Genomic DNA, 21,019 nt, shown 5'->3' with positions numbered 1-21,019 from the left:
CCCCCTCCCCCGGAGGGCTACCGGCGAAGCCATTTCACTTCGTACGCCCCCATCTCAAACCGCTTCCCGTCAACCTCCGCACTGATCTCCCGATCAAGCGTGTTCACCACGAGAACCGCCTTGTCGTCGGCAAGCACCCGCACATTGGGTTTGTCGTCCGCGGCAACGGACACCGACTCGTACGCCGTCCCCGGCGGGAACTCCTTGTTGAACCGGGAGACAAGGTCGAACATCGACAACGCCTTACCCCCACCCGCGCGATCGGTCGGAGTCCACAGACACCCCGCACAGGTCGCGCCCTTTTCCGTCTCCGGGTTCCAGTAGAACCCGGACGTCGCACCGCCGCGGGCCATCGCGATCAGCCCCGAGGCCTGGACGGCGACGCGGTGCGGCTCGGACCAGCCGTCGCGTACGTCCTCGCCGTCGGCGGGTTCCACGTAGTACTCGGCCCACCACAGCGGCAGGTCACCGGTCCGCTCCCGCACCCACCGGCTGACGGCCGTGAACTTGTCGGTGGCCCCGAACTCGTTCGGCAGCAGGTCGTCGTCCTTGGTGTAACTGGACCCGTCGACGACGACGAAGTCCGCGCCGGCCTTGTTCTTGTTCCAGTAGTCGAAGGCGTCCAGGACCCGCTGGTCCATGGTGCCCCAACTGCCCTTCAGCGTCGTCGACGCGTCTTCCTTCTGGCGCGGGTCGAGGCTGTCCATCACCAGATAGGGCCCGCCGACCTCGATGTCCTTGTCGACCTTCTTGAGCGCCTTGTAGACGAGGTTGTACAGCTCGGTGTAGCCCTCGTAGTCCCAGCGGCCCTCGGCGTCGTTCCAGAAACCCTTGAACTCGTTCCAGACGATGAAGTGGCGTACGTCCGGGTAGCGCTTGGCGACGGTCGCGGCGAGGGCGGCGTAGTCCTTGTAGTGGGCGCGGTCCGGAGCCGTCTCCAGTGCCGCCTGGCTCCAGTCGGTCTTGTCGGAGCCGGGTGTGCCGCCCTTCATCCAGTCCGGGGCGCAGCACAGCGTGACGACCGGCGTGCCGCCCGTCTCCCGGACGAAGTCGATCCGGCGGTCCATGTCCTCGAAGTCGTACCGCCCCTTGACCGGTTCGGGGTTGTCCGCGCCCCAGCCCATGATGTGCTGGATCTGCGGCAGTGGCTGCTCGCCGAGGCGCTTCTCCACTCGCTTCGTGGCGGCACCGCTGCCCTCGTCGGCACTGAACTGGGTGTGGGTGAAGCCCCAGCCCACCTCCGGCTTGGGCTCGGACGGGGGAACGACCGGCGTGCCGTGCACCTTGGCACCGTCGCGGGTCGTGCCGGCCTCGCTGCCCGCGTCGCCGGGGAGTGTGTTGATCAGGGTCAGCACCAGGGCCAGAGCGGCCATGCCCACACCGAGCAGAGCGGTGAAGCGCCACCGCCGAGCCCCCGAATTCCACCCATGACGTCCCATCATGGGCAACAGTAACGGCGCGGGTCGGCGGGGGAACAGGTTCCGTCGACCACAGCCCTGTAACAGGACGGAAGGGATACACCGGGACCTCGGGGTCCGGCCGACGCGCAACGACACACCGCTCCGTCCAGCACGCCCTCCAGCACGCCCTCCGGCGCACCCCTTCGGCACACCCCTTCGGCACACCCCTTCGGCGCGCAACGCGGAAACCGGATGCACGGGTCGTCGGCGTGACAGATCATGGCGACATGTCTGCCAACCCACACGACGCTCTGCCGATCCGGCTCAACGTCGACGACAGCGACTCACCGTCGGACGTCGTCGACGCGCTGTTCCTCGGCCGCTTCGCGACGGGCGAGCAGCCGCACTCGCACGCGGCGAACATCGACCGCGTACGGTCCGGGGCCACGCTGCTCCCGCCCGACGCACGTGTGCTGCGGTCCGCGCGCGACGACGACCGCAGCGCGACCCTCGCCGAGGGGGACGGCTGGACGGTGCTGGTCTCCCGCTGGAACCGGGGCGCCGACATCACCGTCACCGCGACCAGCGCGGACCTCGCCGAGAAGGTGCTCGGCCAGGCCACGGACGGCGCGGCCGACGAGCCCGAACCCCAGCCGGAGAACGTGACGATGGGGTTCTGGTACGTGTCGCCGCGCCGCGGACCGCACCGTACGACCCGGCAGATCTCGGCGGGTACGTGGGAAGAGGTGCGCGCCAACTACACCGCGCCCGTGGCGGACGCGATGGACGGCCTGATGAAGACGACGCCGGAGGACATCGCGGGCCGGCTGCTGTTGCTGCACGGTCCGCCGGGTACGGGCAAGACGTCGGCGCTGCGGACGCTGGCGCGCTCGTGGCGGGACTGGTGCCAGGTGGACTGCGTCCTGGATCCGGAGCGGCTCTTCTCCGACGTCGGCTATCTGATGGACATCGCGATCGGTGAGGAGGACGGCACGGGGAAGGGCCGCTGGCGGCTGCTGTTGCTGGAGGACTGCGACGAGCTGATCCGCGGTGAGGCCAAGCACACGGCGGGCCAGGCGCTGTCCCGCCTGCTCAACCTCACGGACGGTCTGCTGGGCCAGGGCCGCAACGTCCTGGTGGGCGTCACCACCAACGAGGACCTGGAGCGCCTCCACCCGGCCGTGGTCCGCCCCGGCCGCTGCCTCGCCCGTATCGAGGTCGGCCCGCTCACCCGCCGCGAGTCCGCGGCCTGGCTCGGCACGGAGGAGGGCCTCCCCCGGGACGGCGCCACCCTCGCCGAGCTGTACGCCCTGCGCCGTGGCACCACCCCGACATCGGTCCCGGACCAACGAGAGGGCGCGGACGCGGGTCTGTATCTGTAGGGAGCGCAGTCGCGTTCGAGCTGCGGATCGGTGAAGTCCACCGGTTGCTGGCCGACCGAGACGACGTTCACGATCCGGGAGGGCTGGGCCCGCTTCAGCAGCGGCAGGAGTTCCCGGGTGAGCAGTACGGGAGCGACGTAGTTGACCGCGAGGCGCAGTTCATGACCGTTGCGGGTCAGCAGGTGCGGGTGGGGTCAGCGGGTGCAGGTGGCCGTACGGCGTTCGCCGACCCGCTCGGCGGGGAGGTCCCGCAGCGGGGGACGCGGGCCGCCAGGGCTTCGGAGTCCGAACACAGCCAGACCGGCGACGATCGCGAACGCCCCGCCGGCGAGACCGAAGGCGAGGGTGAAGCGGTTTTCGGCGGGCACCCCCGCCGCCTTACCGGCCGCGAGGAGCGTGCCCAGCAGGGCGCTGGCGACGGCGCTGCCGACCGAGCGGGAAACAGAGTTGATGCCGTTGGCCACGCCGGTCTGCGTCCGGGTTACGGCGGAGAGCAGGATGGCGGGGAGAGTGGCGAACCCGAAGGCGATGGCGATGCCGACGAGAACGGCGCCCGAGGACCCACCCATCAACACCGGTTTCCTTGCCCAGCGCACCGGCTCCGTGCTCTGCCGGGACGCCACCCAGGTCCGGGACGCCCTGCTCGCAGCCGCCCGATCCTGGTAGGTCGCAGCGGCCCGATCCTGGTAGGCCGGGTCGCGAAGTTCAGGGGTCCGAGGGCGGGGTTACTGCTTCCTTCCGCCGTCCGCCGTCCGCGGGTGTCCGCGCCGCGCTCACGAGGCGGTGGCCACCACCATCGCGCTGGCATGCGCGGCATCGGGCATCAGGCATCGGGCGTCAGACACGTGGCATCAGGCATCAGCCGGACGTCCCGTACGCCGCCCGCAGCGCATCCCGAGCCGCGTCGAGGGCGGCGGATTCGGACAGCCCGAGGCGTCGCACGCGATCCGCGTAGGCCTGCGCGGCCGTCGCGGCTTCCCGCTCCGCCGCCGAGCCCGCGGCGGCGACGAACGTTCCGTTGCGCCCCCGCGTCTCGATGACCCCGTCCGACTCAAGAGCCCGGTACGCCTTGGCGACCGTGTTGGCGGCGAGGCCGAGCTCCTCGGCCAGCCCCCGCACGGTCGGCAGCCGGTATCCCACCGGCAGCGCCCCGGCCCGTGCCTGCTCGGAGATCTGGGCGCGCACCTGCTCGTAGGGCGCGATCCCCGCGCCGTCATCGATGTCGATCTTCAGCGTCACGCAGTGATTGTCCCGCACCGGCGGGAAAATGAGAGGCATCCGGCCGCAGCCGCCGCGTAGCGTGCGACGTCATGACTGTGATCGTCCGCGACTTCCGCGCGGCAGACGCCGAGGGCTTCGCCCGTATCCGGCACCTGGCGCTCCCCTTCATGCTCTCCACCCCCGAGGCCATCACCTACGACGCCGCGCACATCCACCCGGACGCCCACTTCCAGCCGCTGATCGCGGAAGAGGACGGCGAACTCGTCGGTACGGCCCAGGTCGGCATCGTGTACGACAGCCCGCAGCCCGGCCAGGGCTATCTGAACGTGTACGTGCACCCGGACCGCCAGGGCAGGGGCGCGGGCTCGCTCCTCGTGAGGACCGCGGAGGAGCGCCTCGCCGCCCTGGACACGACCAGGCTCTTCGTCCGGGTCGTGGACGAGCCGGCGAACCGCGCCTTCGCGGAGAGGCGCGGTTACCGCCCCAGCCGCTCCACTCACTTCCTCCGCCTGGACCTGGCGACCTGCACACTGCCGCCGCTCCACGAACCGCCCGCGGACGTCGAACTGCGCACGGCCGCGGACTTCGCGGACGACCCCCGCCCCCTGTTCGACCTGGACGCGGAGACGCTGGCGGACGAACCGAGCGACATCGCCCACGAGTTCACGGACTACGCGGCCTGGCTGAAGGAGACCTGGCACCACCCTCTCCTCAGCCACGAACTGACCACGGTGGCGGTCGTCGACGGCCGCCCCGCGGCGTTCAGCGCCGCCCGTACCGACGGCGGCACCCGCTACGGCACCGTGATGACCGGCACCGCCCGGGCCCACCGCGGCCGCGGCCTCGCCAAACTCGCCAAGAACGACTCCCTGCACCGCGCCCGCGCCGCCGGCTTCACGGAGGCGTTCACGGGCAACGACGCGGGCAACGAACCCATGCTGGCGATCAACAGATGGTTCGGCTACGAAATCTGCGCGACGGAGGTGCAGCATGTCCGCGAACTCGGCTGATTCCCCCCTCCAGTTGGAGATCGTCCTGGTCAAAGCGGGCCGTACGAAGATCCGTTACCCGGCCGAGCTGCTCCACGACGACGGCACGCACGTCACGGTCCGCGCGGCCTGGGCCGGTGCCGGAGTCCGCGACTTCGGCTTCGTACGCTTCGAACCGGGCGACGTCTTCACCGAGCACTACTGGCGCGACCGGTGGTACGCGGTGAAGGAGGTCCGTGGTCCCGACGGCGTGCTGAAGGGCTGGTACTGCGACATCACCCGCCCGGCCACCGTCTCCGAGGGAGAAGTGGTCGTCGAGGATCTCGACCTCGACCTGTGGCGCTCCGCCGACGGCAGGGCCGTACTGCGGCTGGACGAGGACGAGTTCGCGGCGAGCGGCCTGGAGACCACCGATCCGCAGGCGGCAGCCGCAGCCCGGTCCGCCCTGGACGAGCTCGAACTCCGCGCCCGCGAGGACGACTTCGAGGCCTTGCTGACCTAGGTGCTGGGGGCTGGGCACTGGGGGGCCTGGAGACATCGCCGATACGGGCGCCCCACACCGGCACCCCCGCACCGCACCCCACACCACAGCCCGCACCACCGCCTCACTCCGTCTCCCTCGGGTTCCCTCAGAGCACGGCCACCACCGCGTACCGCTCGTCCTCCACCTCACGCCCCCACAGCAGCGGGTCGTCCGACAGCCGCTCCACGCGGACGTCCTCTGCGAGGGGTGCGAGCAGTCCGGTCAGCCGGTCGGCGGATATGCCGACCGGGCTCACCGTGCCCCAGACGCCCTCGATCAGCACGAGCCGGCCGCCGGGGCGGAGCAGTCCGCGCCAGTGCCGCAGGACGCGGCCGGGATCGGGCAGCGTCCACAGCACATGGCGGACCAGGACGGCGTCGAAGCGCTGCTCCCCGACGGGCGGGGCGGCCGCGTCGCCGACCAGGAACGTCGCGTCGCGCCCCGCCAGCTTGGCGCGGGCGAGGTCGACCATGCGCGGCGAGAGGTCGACTCCGGTGACCCGATGCCGCTGCTCGGACGCGAGGAGCGACAGGCTGCCGGTGCCGCACCCCAGATCGAGCACGTCGGCCGGGCCGCGCGTCAGCCACCCGCGCAGCCTGGCCGCCCAGGCCTCGCGCACGACGGGATCCCGCAGTCCGTGGTCCGGCTCGTCGTCGAACGTCACGGACTCGGCGTCCCAGTCGACACCGAACCGCTCTTCACCGGTCTTCGCTTCTCTACCGGTCTTCACTTCTCTACCGGTCTTCACTTCTCCGCCGGCCTTCACTTCTTCACTGGCGCTGTTACTCGTCATGTGCCCAGAGTGACACCTGCCACTGACAACGGGCCGGGGCGCGAGTCCGGCGGCGGACCTGCGCCGAACCCACACCGAACCCCAGGTGTCCGACATGTGGACTCACAGGTGAAACGTGACAGCCGCCACTGACAAGCGGGCACCGATGAGTCACTCTCCCCGGAACGGTCTACCCCCGTACGAACGCGGAACCCGGTAGACGCAAGGAGGCAGCCATGCGCCGCATAACCGTGCAGAAGCCCCTGAGGAAGTCGGACACCCGTCGCGTGCGGGACGAGGCCGACGAGCGCCCCGCCGAGCGCCCGGAGGTCCGAAAGGACATCGCACGCACATGGTGGCCGGACGGCTGAGCCGTCAGGGCGCCGGCCGGTCGCGGCCGTCAGGGCGCCAGCCGCTTGCGGTAGTGGAGGCGGTCGTACGGCCCCTCCACCCGATGCTCGACGAGCTCGTACCCGTACTTGGGATAGATCTTCTGGTTCTCCCACATCATCGAGTGCGTGTAGAGCCTGACCTCGGGCAGCCCGAGCGCCCGCGCCTGCGCGTCCACGAAGGCCAGGAGCCGACGCCCCACACCCTGCCCATGGGCGTCCGGGTGGACGGCGATGCTGTCGAGGAACAGATGGTCCTCGTGCGCCTCGATCACCACGAGTCCGGTCACGGGCTCCCCCGTGACGAACACCCGCCCAGCGGCGATGTCGGCCGCGTGGTCCGCCTCCATGGGCCGCGGAACCACCCCGATGCGCTCGATGTAGGGGCGGTACGCCACATCGGTCACGGCCTTCACGGCTGCCGTGTCGGAGGCGACGGCGGGGCGGATCCGAGTGTCGTACGGAGTATCGGCCGGGGCGCCTTTCGGGGTCTTCGTCATGGTCGGAACGGTATCTACCTGATCGCAGTCTCAGTACTCCCTTAAGCGGAGCCTAAGGATCGCCTTCACCCCCTCCCAACAGGCGATTTCGCGGTTTCGAGGGGCTAGCTTGCTCATCGCCCCCAGGCATCAAGGCGCCCCCAGACCCGCTTCGAGGAGTCCCCCATGCCCGCTCGCCGCAAGGTCACCCGCACCCGCCTCGCCACGGTCGCAACGGTCGCCGCCGTCGGCGTCGCCCCGCTCGCGCTGACCGGGCTGGCCGCCGCCCCGGCGGTCGCGCACGGCTCGATGACGGACCCGGTGAGCAGGGTCGCGGGCTGCTACGCGGAGGGTCCGGAGAGCCCGAAGTCCGCCGCGTGCAAGGCGGCGGTCGCGGCCGGCGGTACGCAGGCCCTCTACGACTGGAACGGCGTCAACATCGCCAATGCCGCGGGGAAGTCGAAGCAGATCATCCCGGACGGGAAGCTGTGCAGCGCGGGCAACGACAAGTTCAAGGGCCTCGACCTGGCCCGCGCCGACTGGCCGGCCACCCAGCTGACGTCGGGCAACCGCACCTTCCGCTACAAGGGAACCGCCCCGCACAAGGGCTCGTTCGAGCTGTACGTCACCAAGGACGGCTACGACCCGACGAAGCCCCTGAAGTGGTCGGACCTGGAGGCAAGGCCGTTCCTCAAGGTCACCGACCCGAGGTTGGAGAGCGGCGACTACGTCTTCGACGGCGTCGTCCCGGTCAAGTCGGGCCGCCACCTCATCTATTCGATCTGGCAGCGCTCGGACTCCCCCGAGGCGTTCTACACCTGCTCGGACGTCGTGTTCGGGGAAGGCGGGGGTGGGGGCGGGAGCGGCGCCGAGGCTTCCACGGCCCCGACCGCGTCGGCGCCGTCCGACCAGGAGATCGCGGACGGCACCGACAAGTCGTCCGTGGAGCACGGCGGTCACGGCGACGACGACCCGAAGACCCAGGCCGACGCCACGGCGGCCACGGACACCACCTCGGACACCACCTCGGACACCGGCTCCGGCTCCGGCTCCGGCTCCGACAAGGAATCCGCCGAGTCGGCAGATCCCTCCGAGGCGACGGGCGACTCGGCGAGGGACGCCGAGCCCGCCGGCAGCTCGGAGAACCTCGCCGAGACCGGCGGTTCGAGCACCACTTCGTACGTCGCGATCGGTGGGGCGACCGCCCTGGCGATGGGCGCGGCGGGGGTGTTCGCGTCGGTTCGTCGCCGTGCGGTGAGCGGCGGTCGCCACAGCCGATAGAGGCGACCGGTTGGCTAGCCGACTGCCGACAGGCAGGTCGTCGGGGTGGCGTGTGCCGGATCCAGGGCGTTCACCACCTCGTGGAAGGCGATGCGGTCGATGAGTCCGATCGCCGCGTGCTCGGAGAGGTCCAGCGCGCACAGGTCCTGGATCAGGACGTTGCGTACGTTCGGACCGTCGAGGTACTGCGAGCGGTACGGCGTGACGACCTCGTCGTACTTGGTGGCGATGACCGTGTAGCGGACGCCCGGGACGGTGTCGCCGCCCGCGTTGAGCTTGGTCAGGAAGGCGGATCCGGCCACCTGGTCGGCGAGGGCCGGAGTGGACATGGACAACAGGTCGGCCGCGCCGGGGAAGTACGCGAGCAGGTTGGCGAGTCCGTTCAGGGTGGTGCCGTGGTTGTCGGGGGCGATCCCGACGAGGGCGTTCACCTTGGCGGCTCCGCCGAGGAACTTCAGATAGTGACGGGGCATCAGGCCGCCCTGCGAGTGGCCGACGAGATCGGTCTCGGCGGCGCCGGTCGCGGCGAGCACTTTGTCGACGAAGGTCTTCAGTTGCTCCGCCGACTTGTCGATGGGACCGAGGCCGTTGAAGAGCGGCACGCCGGGCAGTTGCCCGTAGTCGAAGGCGTAGACGCAGTAGTCACGGTTGACCAGATAGGGCGCGAGGCCCAGCCAGTTGTCGACGGAGTTGGCGAAGGTGCCGTGGACGAGGACGACGGGGCGCGGGTGGGCGGCGGACGGCTTGCAGGAGTAGTCGTTCCAGCCGCTGCTCGACGCGGACTCGGTCTCTGCGGTAGCGGCGGTGGCGGTGGCGGTGGGGACGACGGTGACCGCGGCGGTCAGCAGCAGCACAGCCAGGGGTCTGAGCAGGCGTTTCCAGGGCAGCATCGAGTGATCTCCTTGCGGCTCAAGGGAGTTACGACGGCGTACGCCCTGTGATCCGGATCACGAGGATGCTGTTCTTTTGCCAAGTTACGGTCGAGTAGTAGAAGTGTGAAGTTACGCGTCAGTAAAAACTTCCGGCGCCGACCAGGAGCACTGACACGTGCCGTTGAACTGTCACCAGGCAGGCCTGATGGGGCCATAGGGTGCAATGCGCAGCAAACGGTCACGCAACGCCCGGACTTCACCTTCCCCGAGCAGTTCGACCCAGGGGCCGACGGCCTCCGCGGCCGATTCCTCCGCCGCGCGCGTGCAGGCCCGGCCCCGCTCGGTCAGTACGACCAGCCGCCCCCGTCTCCCCACGGGGCGTCGCGCGAAGCGGTTACGCCACCAACGAACCCGGCATTACCGCCCGCGGCCCGAACTTCGCCCGGACCCGGTCCGCCACCTCCTCGACGCGACGGACCTTCTCGTCCACCGGGTCGAAGGTGAGCTGACAGGAGGCCCGTTCGGCAGGGTCAAGCCCCTCGGCCCGCAGAACGATGCCGCGGACCCGGGCCCGCTGCAGCCCGAGCGCCTCGTACATGCGGTACGCGGCATCGGTCAGCGCCGAGGAGTGGGCGGTCGGCTCGGGGAGCGTGCGACTGCGGGTCGTCGTGGAGCGGTCGGCGTAGCGGACGGTGAGGGTGAGCATGCGGCACACCTTCTCCAGGGCACGCAGCCGGGCACCCAGTTCCTCGGCTGCGGAGAGCAGGGCGCGCCGGTGCAGGTCCGGGTCCAACTCGTCGCGCGGGAAGGGACGTTCGGCGGCGAGTGAGCGGGAGACGGCGTTCGGTACGACCCGGCCGCGGTCGATGCCCTGGGCCATCTCGTGCAGTTCGCGGCCCATGCGTGCACTGGTGAGCCGTTGCAGTGTGGACAGGGGTGCGGCGGCCACCTTGCCGACGCTGTCGAGGCCGTACTCGCACAGGGTGCGGGCGGTGGCGGTGCCGACTCCGGGCAGCGCTCGCACGGGCTGTTCCGCCAGGAACTCCGCGAGGGCGCAGGGGTCTTCGGGCACCACGCGGGTCGTTCCGGGGGCGGCTTCCCGCAGGGCCATCCGCGCGAACATCGGCCCGGGTCCGGCCCCGATCGCGCAGTCGACGCCGTGCCAGGCGAGCGCCCGGACCCGGATCAGCGCGGCCAGTTCGGCGACGTCCCGCTTGAAGTACCGTTCGGCGCCCCGCAGATCGGCCAGCGCTCCGTCGGGCGGCAGCGCTTCGACGACGGGGGTGAACTCCTCCAGCGTGCCGAGGAGCCCGGGCAGGGCGGCCTCGTGCGCCGGAGGCAGTTGGAAACGTACGCAGAGGATGGTCATCCCGCACTCCCCGGGCTCTGGTGCCACAACTTCCTTCCACCGGCGGGCCCTTCGCCCGCCGGGCGCAGATCCGCCCACGGATGCATTTCGTATCCCGTGGGCATCTTGATTCGACGGCCGCCCGTCGGATCTCCCGTGTCCCGCGAGCCGTCCTCGGCCCCGTCCTCCCCCTGCGGCTCGGCAAGTCGCAGGGCCACTCCGTCCAGGCCTTCCTCGCGCCGCAGTTCCACCAGGTCGGCGAGGTTCCAGGCGGTCGCCCCGACCACGCTGAGACTGCGCGGGCCGCGCCGCTGCACCACTCCGCGTACGAGCAGGAGCCAGGAGTGGAAGACGGTGTGGGCGCACGCGTCGTGGGAGTCGTCGAAGAAGGCGAGGTCGACCAGGCCCGTACCGTCGTCCAGGGTGGTGAAGATGACCCGCTTGCCGGAGCGGATCGGCGGGGTCTGGGTGGCTGCCTTGGCGCCCGCGACCAGGACCGTCTCACCGTGCCGGGCCGCCCGCAGCCGACGCGCGGTGACCACGCCCAGCTCGTCCAGGAACTCCCGGTGATCGTCCATCAGATTCCGTGAGGCGTCCATGGAGAGCACACCCAGCTCGGCGCTGAGCCGCTCGGCCGAGGAGAGGTCGGGCAGCCCGGCGGACGCGGTCTTCTGCCCGCCGGCCAGGGGAAGTTGGTCCCCGCGACCGCCACGCGCTCCCCGGTGCAGCTCGGTCAAGTGCAGTTGCAGATCACGGCGGTTGGCTCCGAAGGCGTCCAACGCGCCGACCTGTGCGAGCCGCCCGGCAAGTGGCCTGCTCGGGCGGGCCCGTTCCCAGAAGTCGAGCAGCGAGGCGTACGGCTGCCCGGCCGCGATCCGCACCGCCTCGGCCTCGCTGATGCCGTGCACGTCGGAGAGGGCGAGCCGCACACCCCAGGCTTTCCCGGACCCCCTGGGGGTCCCCCCGGCCGTTCCCCCGAACCCCTCGAACCCCTCAGATTCAGACACCAGTTCGATGCGATGGGCGACCGCCGACCGGTTCACGTCCAACGGCAGGATCGGCACCCCCCGCCGCCGCGCGTCCGCGAGCAGCAGCCGCTTCGGATACATCCCGGGATCGTGGGTGAGCAGCCCGGCGTAGAAGGCGGCGGGATGGTGCGCCTTCAGCCAGGCCGACTGGTACGTCGGCACGGCGAAGGCGACCGCGTGCGCCTTGCAGAAGCCGTACGACCCGAAGGCCTCGACGATCTCCCAGGTCCGCCGGATCGTCTCCGCGTCGTACCCCCGCGCGGCGGCGTGCTGCGCGAACCACACCCGGATCCGCCCCTGCGACTCGGGGTCGGACAGCCCGCGCCGCACCCGGTCCGCCTCGTCGCGCCCGCAGCCGGTCATGATGTCGACGATGTCGATGATCTGCTCGTGGAAGACCACGACCCCGTACGTGTCCCGCAGCGGTCCCGCCAGGTCCGGGTGCGGGAAGCGGACCGGCGCCCGGCCGTGCCGCGCCTCGATGAACGGCCGCACCATGTCGGCCGCTACCGGCCCCGGCCGGAAGAGGGAGATGTCGACGACGAGATCGTGGAAGGTGGCGGGCTGGAGTCTGCCGACCAGGTCCCGCTGGCCCGGCGACTCGATCTGGAAGCAGCCCAACGTCTCGGCGGACCGGATGAGTTGATACGTGGCAGGGTCGCCCCCCTCGACCGCGTCCAGGTCGACCCGGTCCCCCGTGGCCCGCTCCACCTCGGCCACCGCGTGCGCCATCGCGGACTGCATCCGCACACCCAGCACGTCGAGCTTGAGCAGCCCGAGGTCCTCGACGTCCTCCTTGTCGAACTGCGACATGGGGAACCCCTCGCCGCTGGTCGGCATGACGGGCGTACGGGCGAGGAGCGAGGCGTCGGAGAGGAGCACTCCGCACGGGTGCATGGCGACTCCGCGCGGCAGGGCGTCCAGTGCCTCCACCAGGTCCCACAACCGCCCGTACCCGGCCGCCCCTTCCTGCCGGAACTCCTTTGCCAGGGAGCGCAGTTCAGGCAGTTCCTCCAGTGCCGCGCGGGCGTCGCGGGCGCGGATGTGCGGGAAGGACTTGGCGATGCGGTCGATGTCGGCCGGATCCATGGAGAGGGCCGCGCCGACGTCCCGTACCGCATGGCGCACCCGGTACGTCTCCGGCATCGCCACGGTCGCGACCCGCTCGGTGCCGAACCGGCCGATGATCGCGCGGTAGACCTCCAGCCGGCGGGCGGACTCCACGTCGATGTCGATGTCGGGCAGGACCGGGCGGCGCTTGGACAGGAAGCGTTCCATCAGCAGCCCGTGTGCGACGGGGTCGGCGTGCGCGATGCCGAGGAGGTGGTTGACGAGCGAGCCCGCGCCGGAGCCCCGCGCGGCGACCCGGATGCCCATCTCCCTTACGTCGTCGACGACTTGAGCGACCGTCAGGAAGTAGGAGGCGAAGTTGTGGTGGGCGATGATGTCCAGCTCGCGGTGCATCCGCTCCCAGTAGTCGCGCGCTTCGGGAGAACGGTCGTAGCCGCGCAGCACCATTCCCGCCGCCGCCCGCGAGGCCAGTACGCGCTGCGCGGTGCGTCGTCCGGCGCCGACGAGGTGCGGCTCGGGGAAGTGCACGGAGCCGATGCCGAGGTCGTCCTCCGGGTCGACGAGGCACTCGGCGGCGGTGGCCCGCGTCTGTTCGAGCAGGCGGTACGCGGTGTCGCGGCGATAGCCCGCGGCCTCGACGATCCGTTCGGCGGCGCCGAGCATGGCGCCCGCGTCCTTGAGCCAGGCCTCGCCGCTGTCCAGCTCCTTGCGGGGGTCGACCGGCACGAGCCGGCGGGCGGCGTCCAGGACGTCGGCGACCGGGCCCATGCCCGGGTCGGCGTACCGGACGGCGTTGCTGAGGACCGGCCGCACCCGCTGCTCGGCAGCGAAGCCGACGGTACGGGCGGCCAGCCGCAGCGAGCCGGGGCCGGTGCCCTCGCGCCCGTGCCAGACCGCTTCGAGACGCAGGGCGTCGCCGTAGACCTCCCGCCAGGGCGCGAGCAGTTTCGCGGCCCGGTCGGGGCGCCCGGCGACGAGCGCCCGGCCGACGTCGGAGGCGGGCCCGAGCAGGACGGTCAGGCCGTCGGCGTGGTTGTCCGCCCAGGGCAGCTGCGGCCCGCTCGTGTCGCCCTCGTTGCCCGCATGTGCCGCAGTAACGATTCTGCAGAGATCGGCCCAGCCCTTCGCGCCGTCCCGGGCCAGGAAGGTGACCCGGGGTGTCGACTCGTCGATGAAGGCACCGCCCCGCACGGGGGCCCGCCGCCGCCCTCCCCGTACGGGCTCTCCGGTTCGCACGGACCCCCCGGTTCGTACCGACTCCCCGGCCCGGACAGATCCCCCACTTCGCGGGGGTCGGGGAGCCCGTACGGACTCCCGGGCCCGTACGGGCTCCCCGACCGCGAGTTCGGCGCCGAACAGCGGGCGCACCCCATGCTCGGCGCAGGCCTTGGCGAAGCGGATCGTGCCCGCGAGGGTGTCCCGGTCGGTGAGGGCGAGCGCGTCCATGCCGCGCTCGGAGGCGCGCTCGGCGAGGCGCTCCGGGTGTGAGGCCCCGTATCGCAGGGAGAACCCGGAAAGGGTGTGCAGATGCGTGAAGTCCGGCACGCGCACCTCCATCACCCAGGGGCTCCCACGCCAGCCCTCGAACATGTGTTCCCTACTCCCTCACCCCCACCATAGACCAATTATCGAATGCGCGTGCGATACCTGTCCGGGCCCGCCTCACCTGCGCAAACGTCGGGTTTGTGACCGTTCAGGCTTGTTGGCGCCTGGTCATGGCGTGATCGCTCCGCTGCCGAGTCTGGAGCGGGTGGGGCACGGGCATGATGCGCACCGTGTCGAACGAATCAGAATCTTCAGGACTGCGCCGCCCGCCCTTGCTGTGGGAGCAGCACTGCTGCCTGCCGTTGGAGCAGCGCGCGGACATCGGCGAACTGGCCCGCTACCGCAGGCCCGGGGGCAGCTTCGTTTCGGTGAACGTGGGCTATGTTCCGCACGGCGCGAAGGACGTCACCGGTCTGATCGCGAGTTGGCGGGGGAAGATCGACGCGGATGACCGTCTGCGGCCGGCGGTGACTGTGGACGACGTCGACGCCGCCGGGCGTGCGGGTGACGTGGCGGTGGCCTTCGATCTTGAAGATTCCGGGCCGCTCGAGGGGCGGTTGGACCGGGTGCGCGAATTCTACGAACTCGGTGTCCGCACGCTGCTGCCGAGCTACAACAACCGCAACGCGGCCGGCGGGGGCTGTCTGGACGAGGCCGACGAGGGGCTCACCGCCTACGGCCGGGCGCTGGTGCGGGAGATGAACGCCGTCGGCATGGTGGCGGACGGATCTCACTGCGGTGCCCGTACCGGGCTGGACATGTGCGAGGTCTCTGAACAGCCGGTGATCTACAGCCATTCCAGCATGCGCTCGGTGTGGGACCACCCCCGCAACATCACCGACGAGCAGGCCAAGGCATGTGCCGCCACGGGCGGGGTCATCGGCATCACCGGCGTCGGGATCTTCCTGGGTCCCAACGACGGCACCGTCGACGCGCTGGTACGGCACATCGACTACGCCGTCGACCTCGTCGGCCCGGAGCACGTCGGGGTATCCACCGACTACCCGTTCGACCATGAGGACTTCAACACGATGCTCGAACAGAGCCCGGAGCTGTACCCCGACTGCTACACGCGCTGGGGGCCGATCAACTTCCTTCCCCCGGAAGGGCTGTTGACGGTCGAGGGCGCGCTTCTCGCCCGGGGATACCCCGACGACACCGTGGCAGCGATTCTGGGAGGTAACTTCCGCCGCGTCGCCGCGCTGGTGTGGCATTAGCCCGAACTGCGATTAGCCCGAACTCCGCCCTTGCTCAGGCCGGCCCGCCGCTCCTCACATGGGAAGGGAGAGAAGACGTACCTGCCCGGCCGGCCATTCCGCGCCGTCTGCGAGCGGCGTCCACATGGCCCGCAACGGCATGCGGACCGGCCCGTCGGGCTGCTGGACCTGCACATCGTCATCGGGCAGGGCCCGCCAGCCCATCCGCTCGTACAACGGAATCAGATCCGGCCAGCAGAACAGCAGCCCCCGTTCGATGCCAAGGCCGCGGGCGTGATCCATAGCGGCCGTGACCACCAGGCGTGCCAGCCCCTGTCCTCTCAGGCCGGGTGCCACGATGACGGCGCCGAGGCCGGCCACCTGCAGTCGGACAGCACCGACTGAGACCGGTACCTCAACCAATCCGGCGTGCGCCACCAGACGGCCCTGCTGCTTGACACCGAAGTGCACTTCCTTGTCGAGCCATGTCAGGCCGGTTGCAGCCACCCTGGATGGATCGACGGCACCGCCGGTGATCTCGTCACGTTCCGCCTTGGTGTACTGCGCGAGGGGTATGACCGAAGCCGACATGGAGATCATCGTGGCAGTACATGTCCGTCTCGCGCAGCTCAACCGAGTTCCCGAGGCCCATACATCGCGCTGTCGCCTTCGGTGGCAAGGGCCCAGTATCGGTCGCCGTAGGACCAGTGCCACCACTCGGTGGGGTAGTTGACCAGGCCCACAGCGGTCAGTGCGTCACCGAGCACCCGCCGGTTGGCCCGCGCTTCGGAGCTGACGTTACCGGCGTCCATGTAACAAGCGCCGTCGCTCTCCTCCGGGTTGGCGTTCACCCGAGTTCCCATGTCGAGTTCCCGCCCGGCGGCGGAGATGAGGGTGAGGTCAACCGCGGCACCGGCGCTGTGAGGCGCGATCTCCGGCGGAGATACGTACCGGCTCGCGGCGTCGCGAAGCTGCGTCGGCGACCAGCTCGGATTGTCGGCCTGCAGTTCGTTGGCGTAGCGCTCGAAGTAGTGGCGCTGCAGCGCGGGCGGCCGGTAGCCCTCGATGAACAGCAGCCGGATGCCGTCCGGGAGCAGCCGCTGAGCCTTGAGAAGACGGGTCAGAACCCCTTCTCGCAGATGCGCGAAGGCTCCTGATTCATCGACCCTGCGAGAATCGACAGCAAGGGATCCCCCAAGCCGGACGTCAACGAGCGGTTCACCGCAGTCGGTTACAGGGATCGCCGCGATCTTTGGATCTGACATCAGCACGATCTCGTTCATACGCATCTCTCTCCTTGGACCCAGCTGGTGGAGGCGCTGGTGGCCGGGCGCCGCCCCGACCGGCCGGTACCGTCGATGGACGGTACCGCCGCGATCGGGGCGGTTGTGCATCTGCCGGGCGCCGTCATCGAGGAGGGCCGGGGCCTGTCCTCGGTGAGCGGCATCCTGGCCGGCAGCGCCTAGCGTCTGCGGCCGGCCAGGCGGCCCGGCCTTACTTCAGGTGCCGGCCGAAGAACCGGTTCGCGTCCTCCCCCTCGAACCACGGGGTGCCGGTGTGCCCGCCCATATTGGCGTGCAGCGTCTTCTCCTTGGTACCGAAGGCGTCGAAGAGGTCCAGGGCCCGCTGCCGGGGATTCCCTTCGTCGTCCCACTGCAGCAGCATCAGCAGCGGAGTGGTGACCTGCCGGGCCTCCTCGCGCTGGGCGCGGGGCACGAAACCCCCGGCGAAGAACCCGGCGACGGCGATGCGCGGCTCGACCACCGCGAGTCGGATGCCGAGAGCCATCCACCCCGAGTACCCGACCGGGCCGCCGATCTCGGGCAGCGCAAGGAGGGCGTCCAGAGTGGTCCGCCATTCCGGGACCGCGTTTTCGACCAGCGGGCCGACGAGGGACTCGAAGATCTCATCTGCCGGCTCGCCGGCCTGCATCGCCCGGCGGAGGTCGGCGCGGGTCTGCTCGTCGGCGGCGGAACGGGGCCGCTCACCGCACCCGGCGGCGTCGATGGTGGCCACCGCGTAGCCGTACGCCGCTGTGTGCCGCCCCCGGGCCACCAGCCGGGCTTGGCTCTTGGGCAGGCCGTTGTTGTGGGCCATCAGGATCAGCGGGGCCGGCGCGGGAGACTCAGGCGTCCACAGGGTGCCGGGGATCTCGCCGAGGGTGAATTCGCGTTCGAGGACGCCGTCGTCGAGGCGCTGCTCGGAAGTGAATTGCATGGTCATGCCTTTCGGGAGTGCTCTGGAATGGCGCTCCCGGACGACCTATCGCCCGACCGTGACCCCGGAGGGAAGCACCCATGTCGATACTGTGTTCACGGGTACCACCTCCTCGTTCTCTCGCACGGCCTCCGGAAAAGTAGCAGTGGTCGCCGAGGTCCGCCAACGGGTTTTTACGGAGCCTCCGTGGCCGGATGCGATGTCGTTTGTCGTTGGGCGCGGATGGCGTCGTTGGGCGCGGATGGCACCGTCGAGGCCGACGGGCCGGGTGTCTCAGCGGAAGATGCCGGCATTCTCCGCAGCCCACTGCTGGAACGGTCTGGCCGGGGAGCCGGTGACCCGTGACACCGTGTCGCGCACCGCCAGCAGCTCGTCGTTGACGTCTCCGCCCGTGACATCGAGCACGGCATCCGCGGCCTCGTCCCCGAAGACCGCGGCCATCCGAGCGTGAGCCTCCTGCCGGCTGATCTCCATGAAGGGCACATCCCGCCCGAGTGCTGCCGCGATGGCCTCGACCTGCTGCCGGGCGGTCACCGGCTCCGGACCGGTCAGGGCATACGTCCGCCCCTGGTGGCCAGGCTCGGTCAGAGCCGCCCGCGCCACCGACGCGATGTCGGCGGGGTGGATCGTGGGCAGCCCGGTGTCCGCATACGGCGCACGGACCGCCTCACGGTCACGGATCGACGCGGCCCACATCAGAGCGTTCGAGGCGAACTGAGTCGGCCGCAGAATCGTCCAGGCCATACCGCTTTCCTTGAGCAGCCGCTCGACCGCCAGGTTTTCCTTTGCGGGCCCCAGGTGCGGATGGGTCTGGGCGGTGATGGACGACACCAGCACCACATGCTCCACACCCGCCGCTTGGGCGGCGTCGAGGATGTCGGCATCCGAACCCAGACGCGACACGAGGAACAGCGAACGCACCCCCTCCAGAGCGGGCTTCAATGACTCCGGCTCCGCGAAATCGCCCTCAACGGCCTCGACGTTTTGAGGGAATGTGGCCCGTGCGGCATCACGGGTGAGCCCTCTCAGCGGCCCCGCGCCGCATGCCTGCAACTCCCTCAGCAGGGCACGTCCTATGTTTCCGGTGGCTCCGGTCACGAGGATCACGGGCGTGTTCTCCTGTCGTCAGATGATCAACTTGAGGACACGCTAGAAACTCAATCGCACTTCAGGTCAAGGAGACCCCGGGTCCTTCCCGCTGCCCGCGACGGAACGGGACGCGACGGGCCAGGACGGGACGGGACGGAGCACCGTCAGAGACTCTTCCTGGCGAGCCACCATCGCAAAGGAGAACCTGTCGATTTCCAGGCAGAGATCGACATCGTCCGGGTGGTATCCGCTCCGCAGCCCACCGGCCAGGTCTGCCGCGGCACGAGAAGTCCTCGCGCGGTGGAGATACGGGGCCGCCTCGACATCACCCCCGGCCATGCGTTGAGCAATGTATTCAGCGCAGGCCAGGTCCTCTTCGGCCTGGCCTCCCTCGCCGGTGACAACGAACGTCACCGGACCGGAATCCTTGGTCTGCGGGAACGTCCGCAGGAACCGCGCGGTCGGGCCGGCCACCACGAAGCTCGCGCACAGGACCAGCGGCGCGTTCGCGACGGCCAGCGCGCCCACGGTTCCTGCCGTCGTCTTCTGCACCAGCGTGCGGCCGGCGAAATCGCGTGACCTGAGCAAGCCGGGTGAGTTCACCGCGTCGAAGCCCGCTGCCGGAGGTCCGTCCTTCAGAGCCAGCCAACCCGAGTGACTCTCCTTCAAGGCAAGTGCCTCACTCTCCGTCGAGGCCAGGACGATCCTCTCGACGCCACGCGAGAAGCCCCAGGCAGCCACGGTGAAGGCGCGCATGACGTCGATGACGACTGCGACACGGGGAACGCCGGTCAACTCCGGGATGCCAACGAAGTGATGGTCCATCGCGCCATTCTGAGGCTCCTGGATCATCCGAAGGACACGATTAATATGGCGGACCGCTGGCTCGGCCTTAGATCTGCTAGACCGTACTTAGAACTGCCAGACCGTACTTGGTACTGCTGAACCGGCCCTCGTACTGGCTAGACCGGCCCGGCGAACGGGCCCCCGTCGCCGAACACGAGCCGTGCGAAGTTCTCGCCGATGCGGCGGTGTCCTGCCGGATCGGGGTGGATCTCGTCGGGCAGCGGGAATTCGGCGTAGTCCTTCTCGCCGTAGAGGTCACGGCCGTCGAGGTAGTGCAGGTTCGTGTCGTCAGCCGCGCGCTGTTCGACGATCCGGGCGAGGGCCTCGCGGATGACGGTGAGCGTCAGGCGCCCGGCGGCGCGTTCGGCTGGATCGCCCGTGGCCTTGAACCGCAGGGTCACGCCGTCGAAGTCGGGCGCGAGGGGACCGGGAGTGTCCTCCTGGACCGGGCACAGGACGGGGGACACGACCAGCAGCGGCGTGGTCGGATGCCCCTCGCGGATGGTGTCGAGGAAGCCGTGGGCCGCGGGGATGAAGGCGCGCAGGCGCATCGCGTCGGCGTTGACGACGTTGATGCCGATCTTGAGGCTGATCAGGTCCGCGGGGGTGTCCCGCATCGCACGGGCGGTGAACGGGTCGAGCAGCGCGCTGCCGCCGAACCCCAGATTGACCAACTCCACGCCGCCCCGGGCCGCGGCCAGGACCGGCCAGATGGCGGTCGGGTGGGCGGCGTTCGAGCCGTGGCTGATGGAACTGCCGTGGTGCAGCCACACCTTGCGCCCGCTGTCCGGCGCCGGCTCGACCGGGGCATCGGTGCGCAGGGCGATCAACTCGGTGATCTCCGTGTACGGAAGCCAGATCTCGACGTCTTTGTCGCCCGTCGGCAGATCGGTGAACCGGGCGGTGCCCGCGGGTCCTTCACTCAGTTCGACGGACTGGGTGACCATGTCGGTGATCGTGCGGACGTTGCCGCCGGCCACCGTGGCCTGGGCAGCGAGACGGCCGTCGACCAGCAGGTCGTACACGCCGTCCGCCGGGGCCGGGAAACCTCGGTAGACCCGTTTGGTGGGCAGCGTGTCCAGTTCGACGGTGGTGGCCCGGGTACGGAAGGCCAACCGCACGCCGGAGGGCTGGGCCTCGGCCACGGCCAGTCGGTCGTCGGGAATCTGCCGGCGCGCCCGAGCGGGCAGCCGATGCGGCAGCAGGCCGTGCGCGGTCGATTCCACGTCGAGGAAACCGCGCAGCAGGTCCGCGGTGACAGGTGTGGTGATCCAGTCGTGTTCAGCGTTCATTGCCTCAGCCTGTTGATCAAGATCTTCGGATGGTGGGGATCCGCCCGTGCACGGCGCGGCAGGCCGCCGCCTCCGGCGA

The 21,019-nt window shown here is 70.1% G+C and carries 21 protein-coding genes and 1 pseudogene; 7 read left to right on the top strand and 15 right to left on the bottom strand.

Annotation, left to right across the window (positions count from 1 at the left end; genetic code table 11):
* Positions 1–17: 17 nt before the first annotated feature.
* A complete protein-coding gene (locus tag OHA11_RS37850; RefSeq protein WP_266507736.1) occupies positions 18–1,439 on the bottom strand; it encodes a xylan 1,4-beta-xylosidase in 1,422 nt (473 codons plus the stop codon).
* A 248-nt stretch (positions 1,440–1,687) separates the two neighbouring features.
* On the opposite strand from OHA11_RS37850, the gene OHA11_RS37845 reads away from it, so the two are divergent.
* Entirely contained in the window at positions 1,688–2,782 is a 1,095-nt protein-coding gene (locus OHA11_RS37845) for a DUF5925 domain-containing protein (protein WP_266504077.1), read from the top strand.
* Between the two features lie 194 nt (positions 2,783–2,976).
* On the opposite strand, the gene OHA11_RS37835 is transcribed toward OHA11_RS37845, so the two are convergent.
* Together OHA11_RS37835 and OHA11_RS37830 are read right to left on the bottom strand one after the other, a co-directional pair.
* Positions 2,977–3,351: a hypothetical protein gene (locus OHA11_RS37835; RefSeq protein ID WP_266504074.1), complete on the bottom strand. Its 375-nt coding sequence runs from the start codon at positions 3,349–3,351 to the stop codon at positions 2,977–2,979.
* A gap of 289 nt (positions 3,352–3,640) precedes the next feature.
* Complete coding sequence (locus OHA11_RS37830) at positions 3,641–4,021, bottom strand: GntR family transcriptional regulator (protein ID WP_266504071.1); 381 nt, start codon at positions 4,019–4,021, stop codon at positions 3,641–3,643.
* Between the two features lie 71 nt (positions 4,022–4,092).
* Between OHA11_RS37830 and OHA11_RS37825 the strand changes: the two genes are divergently transcribed.
* Together OHA11_RS37825 and OHA11_RS37820 are read left to right on the top strand one after the other, a co-directional pair.
* Positions 4,093–5,013, top strand: coding sequence for a GNAT family N-acetyltransferase (locus OHA11_RS37825; protein WP_266504069.1), 921 nt, complete (start codon positions 4,093–4,095; stop codon positions 5,011–5,013).
* Positions 4,994–5,494, top strand: coding sequence for a DUF402 domain-containing protein (locus tag OHA11_RS37820; protein WP_266504066.1), 501 nt, complete (start codon positions 4,994–4,996; stop codon positions 5,492–5,494). The genes OHA11_RS37825 and OHA11_RS37820 overlap by 20 nt, the downstream gene beginning before the upstream one ends.
* Before the next feature lie 127 nt (positions 5,495–5,621).
* On the opposite strand, the gene OHA11_RS37815 is transcribed toward OHA11_RS37820, so the two are convergent.
* Positions 5,622–6,308 carry a bifunctional 2-polyprenyl-6-hydroxyphenol methylase/3-demethylubiquinol 3-O-methyltransferase UbiG gene (locus OHA11_RS37815; RefSeq protein ID WP_266504063.1) on the bottom strand — a complete coding sequence of 229 codons (687 nt, stop codon included), beginning with the start codon at positions 6,306–6,308 and terminating at the stop codon, positions 5,622–5,624.
* Positions 6,309–6,523: 215 nt separating this feature from the next.
* Between OHA11_RS37815 and OHA11_RS37810 the strand changes: the two genes are divergently transcribed.
* The gene (locus OHA11_RS37810) at positions 6,524–6,658 is read left to right on the top strand and encodes a hypothetical protein (RefSeq protein WP_266504061.1); all 135 of its coding nucleotides are present in this window, start codon (positions 6,524–6,526) and stop codon (positions 6,656–6,658) included.
* Between the two features lie 29 nt (positions 6,659–6,687).
* On the opposite strand, the gene OHA11_RS37805 is transcribed toward OHA11_RS37810, so the two are convergent.
* Positions 6,688–7,176 carry a GNAT family N-acetyltransferase gene (locus OHA11_RS37805; protein WP_266504059.1) on the bottom strand — a complete coding sequence of 163 codons (489 nt, stop codon included), beginning with the start codon at positions 7,174–7,176 and terminating at the stop codon, positions 6,688–6,690.
* A gap of 165 nt (positions 7,177–7,341) precedes the next feature.
* Between OHA11_RS37805 and OHA11_RS37800 the strand changes: the two genes are divergently transcribed.
* On the top strand, positions 7,342–8,436 hold the full coding sequence (locus OHA11_RS37800) for a lytic polysaccharide monooxygenase (protein WP_266504057.1): 1,095 nt from the start codon (positions 7,342–7,344) through the stop codon (positions 8,434–8,436).
* Positions 8,437–8,450: 14 nt separating this feature from the next.
* On the opposite strand, the gene OHA11_RS37795 is transcribed toward OHA11_RS37800, so the two are convergent.
* The 4 genes and pseudogenes from OHA11_RS37795 to OHA11_RS37780 form a co-directional block, all read right to left on the bottom strand.
* Positions 8,451–9,326: a triacylglycerol lipase gene (locus tag OHA11_RS37795; RefSeq protein WP_266504054.1), complete on the bottom strand. Its 876-nt coding sequence runs from the start codon at positions 9,324–9,326 to the stop codon at positions 8,451–8,453.
* 171 nt (positions 9,327–9,497) lie between these two features.
* Positions 9,498–9,674 (bottom strand): annotated as a pseudogene (locus tag OHA11_RS37790) (MarR family transcriptional regulator); the annotation flags it as partial.
* Positions 9,675–9,702: 28 nt separating this feature from the next.
* Positions 9,703–10,677, bottom strand: coding sequence for a hypothetical protein (locus OHA11_RS37785; protein WP_266504052.1), 975 nt, complete (start codon positions 10,675–10,677; stop codon positions 9,703–9,705).
* Positions 10,674–14,300, bottom strand: a complete 3,627-nt coding sequence (locus tag OHA11_RS37780) for a DNA polymerase III subunit alpha (RefSeq protein WP_266507734.1) — start codon at positions 14,298–14,300, stop codon at positions 10,674–10,676. The genes OHA11_RS37785 and OHA11_RS37780 overlap by 4 nt, the downstream gene beginning before the upstream one ends.
* 221 nt (positions 14,301–14,521) lie before the next feature.
* Between OHA11_RS37780 and OHA11_RS37775 the strand changes: the two genes are divergently transcribed.
* Entirely contained in the window at positions 14,522–15,517 is a 996-nt protein-coding gene (locus OHA11_RS37775; protein ID WP_266507733.1) for a dipeptidase, read from the top strand.
* Between the two features lie 54 nt (positions 15,518–15,571).
* On the opposite strand, the gene OHA11_RS37770 is transcribed toward OHA11_RS37775, so the two are convergent.
* A complete protein-coding gene (locus tag OHA11_RS37770; RefSeq protein WP_266504049.1) occupies positions 15,572–16,096 on the bottom strand; it encodes a GNAT family N-acetyltransferase in 525 nt (174 codons plus the stop codon).
* A gap of 29 nt (positions 16,097–16,125) precedes the next feature.
* Entirely contained in the window at positions 16,126–16,779 is a 654-nt protein-coding gene (locus OHA11_RS37765) for a M15 family metallopeptidase (RefSeq protein ID WP_266504046.1), read from the bottom strand.
* 39 nt (positions 16,780–16,818) lie between these two features.
* On the opposite strand from OHA11_RS37765, the gene OHA11_RS37760 reads away from it, so the two are divergent.
* Positions 16,819–16,962: a hypothetical protein gene (locus OHA11_RS37760; protein WP_266504044.1), complete on the top strand. Its 144-nt coding sequence runs from the start codon at positions 16,819–16,821 to the stop codon at positions 16,960–16,962.
* 28 nt (positions 16,963–16,990) lie between these two features.
* On the opposite strand, the gene OHA11_RS37755 is transcribed toward OHA11_RS37760, so the two are convergent.
* From OHA11_RS37755 to OHA11_RS37740, 4 genes are all read right to left on the bottom strand, one after another.
* Entirely contained in the window at positions 16,991–17,713 is a 723-nt protein-coding gene (locus OHA11_RS37755; protein ID WP_266504041.1) for a dienelactone hydrolase family protein, read from the bottom strand.
* A gap of 273 nt (positions 17,714–17,986) precedes the next feature.
* The gene (locus OHA11_RS37750) at positions 17,987–18,820 is read right to left on the bottom strand and encodes an SDR family oxidoreductase (protein WP_266504039.1); all 834 of its coding nucleotides are present in this window, start codon (positions 18,818–18,820) and stop codon (positions 17,987–17,989) included.
* A gap of 66 nt (positions 18,821–18,886) precedes the next feature.
* Positions 18,887–19,627, bottom strand: coding sequence for a 2-phosphosulfolactate phosphatase (locus OHA11_RS37745; RefSeq protein ID WP_266504036.1), 741 nt, complete (start codon positions 19,625–19,627; stop codon positions 18,887–18,889).
* A 137-nt stretch (positions 19,628–19,764) separates the two neighbouring features.
* A complete protein-coding gene (locus tag OHA11_RS37740; protein WP_266504034.1) occupies positions 19,765–20,940 on the bottom strand; it encodes a GDSL-type esterase/lipase family protein in 1,176 nt (391 codons plus the stop codon).
* Between the last annotated feature and the right edge of the window lie 79 nt (positions 20,941–21,019).

Origin of the sequence: Streptomyces sp. NBC_00878, assembly GCF_026341515.1 — a bacterium.
GTDB lineage: Bacteria > Actinomycetota > Actinomycetes > Streptomycetales > Streptomycetaceae > Streptomyces.
Note: the sequence above shows the minus strand (reverse complement) of the source record. Positions and strands in the feature narration are given on the sequence as shown.

Bases quoted from the DNA above. Each gene is read 5' to 3' on its own strand.
- OHA11_RS37850 (WP_266507736.1), bottom strand. From the start codon at position 1,439: ATGGGACGTCATGGGTGGAATTCGGGGGCTCGGCGGTGGCGCTTCACC.
- OHA11_RS37845 (WP_266504077.1), top strand. From the start codon at position 1,688: ATGTCTGCCAACCCACACGACGCTCTGCCGATCCGGCTCAACGTCGAC.
- OHA11_RS37835 (WP_266504074.1), bottom strand. From the start codon at position 3,351: ATGGGTGGGTCCTCGGGCGCCGTTCTCGTCGGCATCGCCATCGCCTTC.
- OHA11_RS37825 (WP_266504069.1), top strand. From the start codon at position 4,093: ATGACTGTGATCGTCCGCGACTTCCGCGCGGCAGACGCCGAGGGCTTC.
- OHA11_RS37820 (WP_266504066.1), top strand. From the start codon at position 4,994: ATGTCCGCGAACTCGGCTGATTCCCCCCTCCAGTTGGAGATCGTCCTG.
- OHA11_RS37815 (WP_266504063.1), bottom strand. From the start codon at position 6,308: ATGACGAGTAACAGCGCCAGTGAAGAAGTGAAGGCCGGCGGAGAAGTG.
- OHA11_RS37810 (WP_266504061.1), top strand. From the start codon at position 6,524: ATGCGCCGCATAACCGTGCAGAAGCCCCTGAGGAAGTCGGACACCCGT.
- OHA11_RS37805 (WP_266504059.1), bottom strand. From the start codon at position 7,176: ATGACGAAGACCCCGAAAGGCGCCCCGGCCGATACTCCGTACGACACT.
- OHA11_RS37800 (WP_266504057.1), top strand. From the start codon at position 7,342: ATGCCCGCTCGCCGCAAGGTCACCCGCACCCGCCTCGCCACGGTCGCA.
- OHA11_RS37795 (WP_266504054.1), bottom strand. From the start codon at position 9,326: ATGCTGCCCTGGAAACGCCTGCTCAGACCCCTGGCTGTGCTGCTGCTG.
- OHA11_RS37785 (WP_266504052.1), bottom strand. From the start codon at position 10,677: ATGACCATCCTCTGCGTACGTTTCCAACTGCCTCCGGCGCACGAGGCC.
- OHA11_RS37775 (WP_266507733.1), top strand. From the start codon at position 14,522: ATGCGCACCGTGTCGAACGAATCAGAATCTTCAGGACTGCGCCGCCCG.
- OHA11_RS37770 (WP_266504049.1), bottom strand. From the start codon at position 16,096: ATGATCTCCATGTCGGCTTCGGTCATACCCCTCGCGCAGTACACCAAG.
- OHA11_RS37765 (WP_266504046.1), bottom strand. From the start codon at position 16,779: ATGAACGAGATCGTGCTGATGTCAGATCCAAAGATCGCGGCGATCCCT.
- OHA11_RS37755 (WP_266504041.1), bottom strand. From the start codon at position 17,713: ATGCAATTCACTTCCGAGCAGCGCCTCGACGACGGCGTCCTCGAACGC.
- OHA11_RS37745 (WP_266504036.1), bottom strand. From the start codon at position 19,627: ATGGACCATCACTTCGTTGGCATCCCGGAGTTGACCGGCGTTCCCCGT.
- OHA11_RS37740 (WP_266504034.1), bottom strand. From the start codon at position 20,940: ATGAACGCTGAACACGACTGGATCACCACACCTGTCACCGCGGACCTG.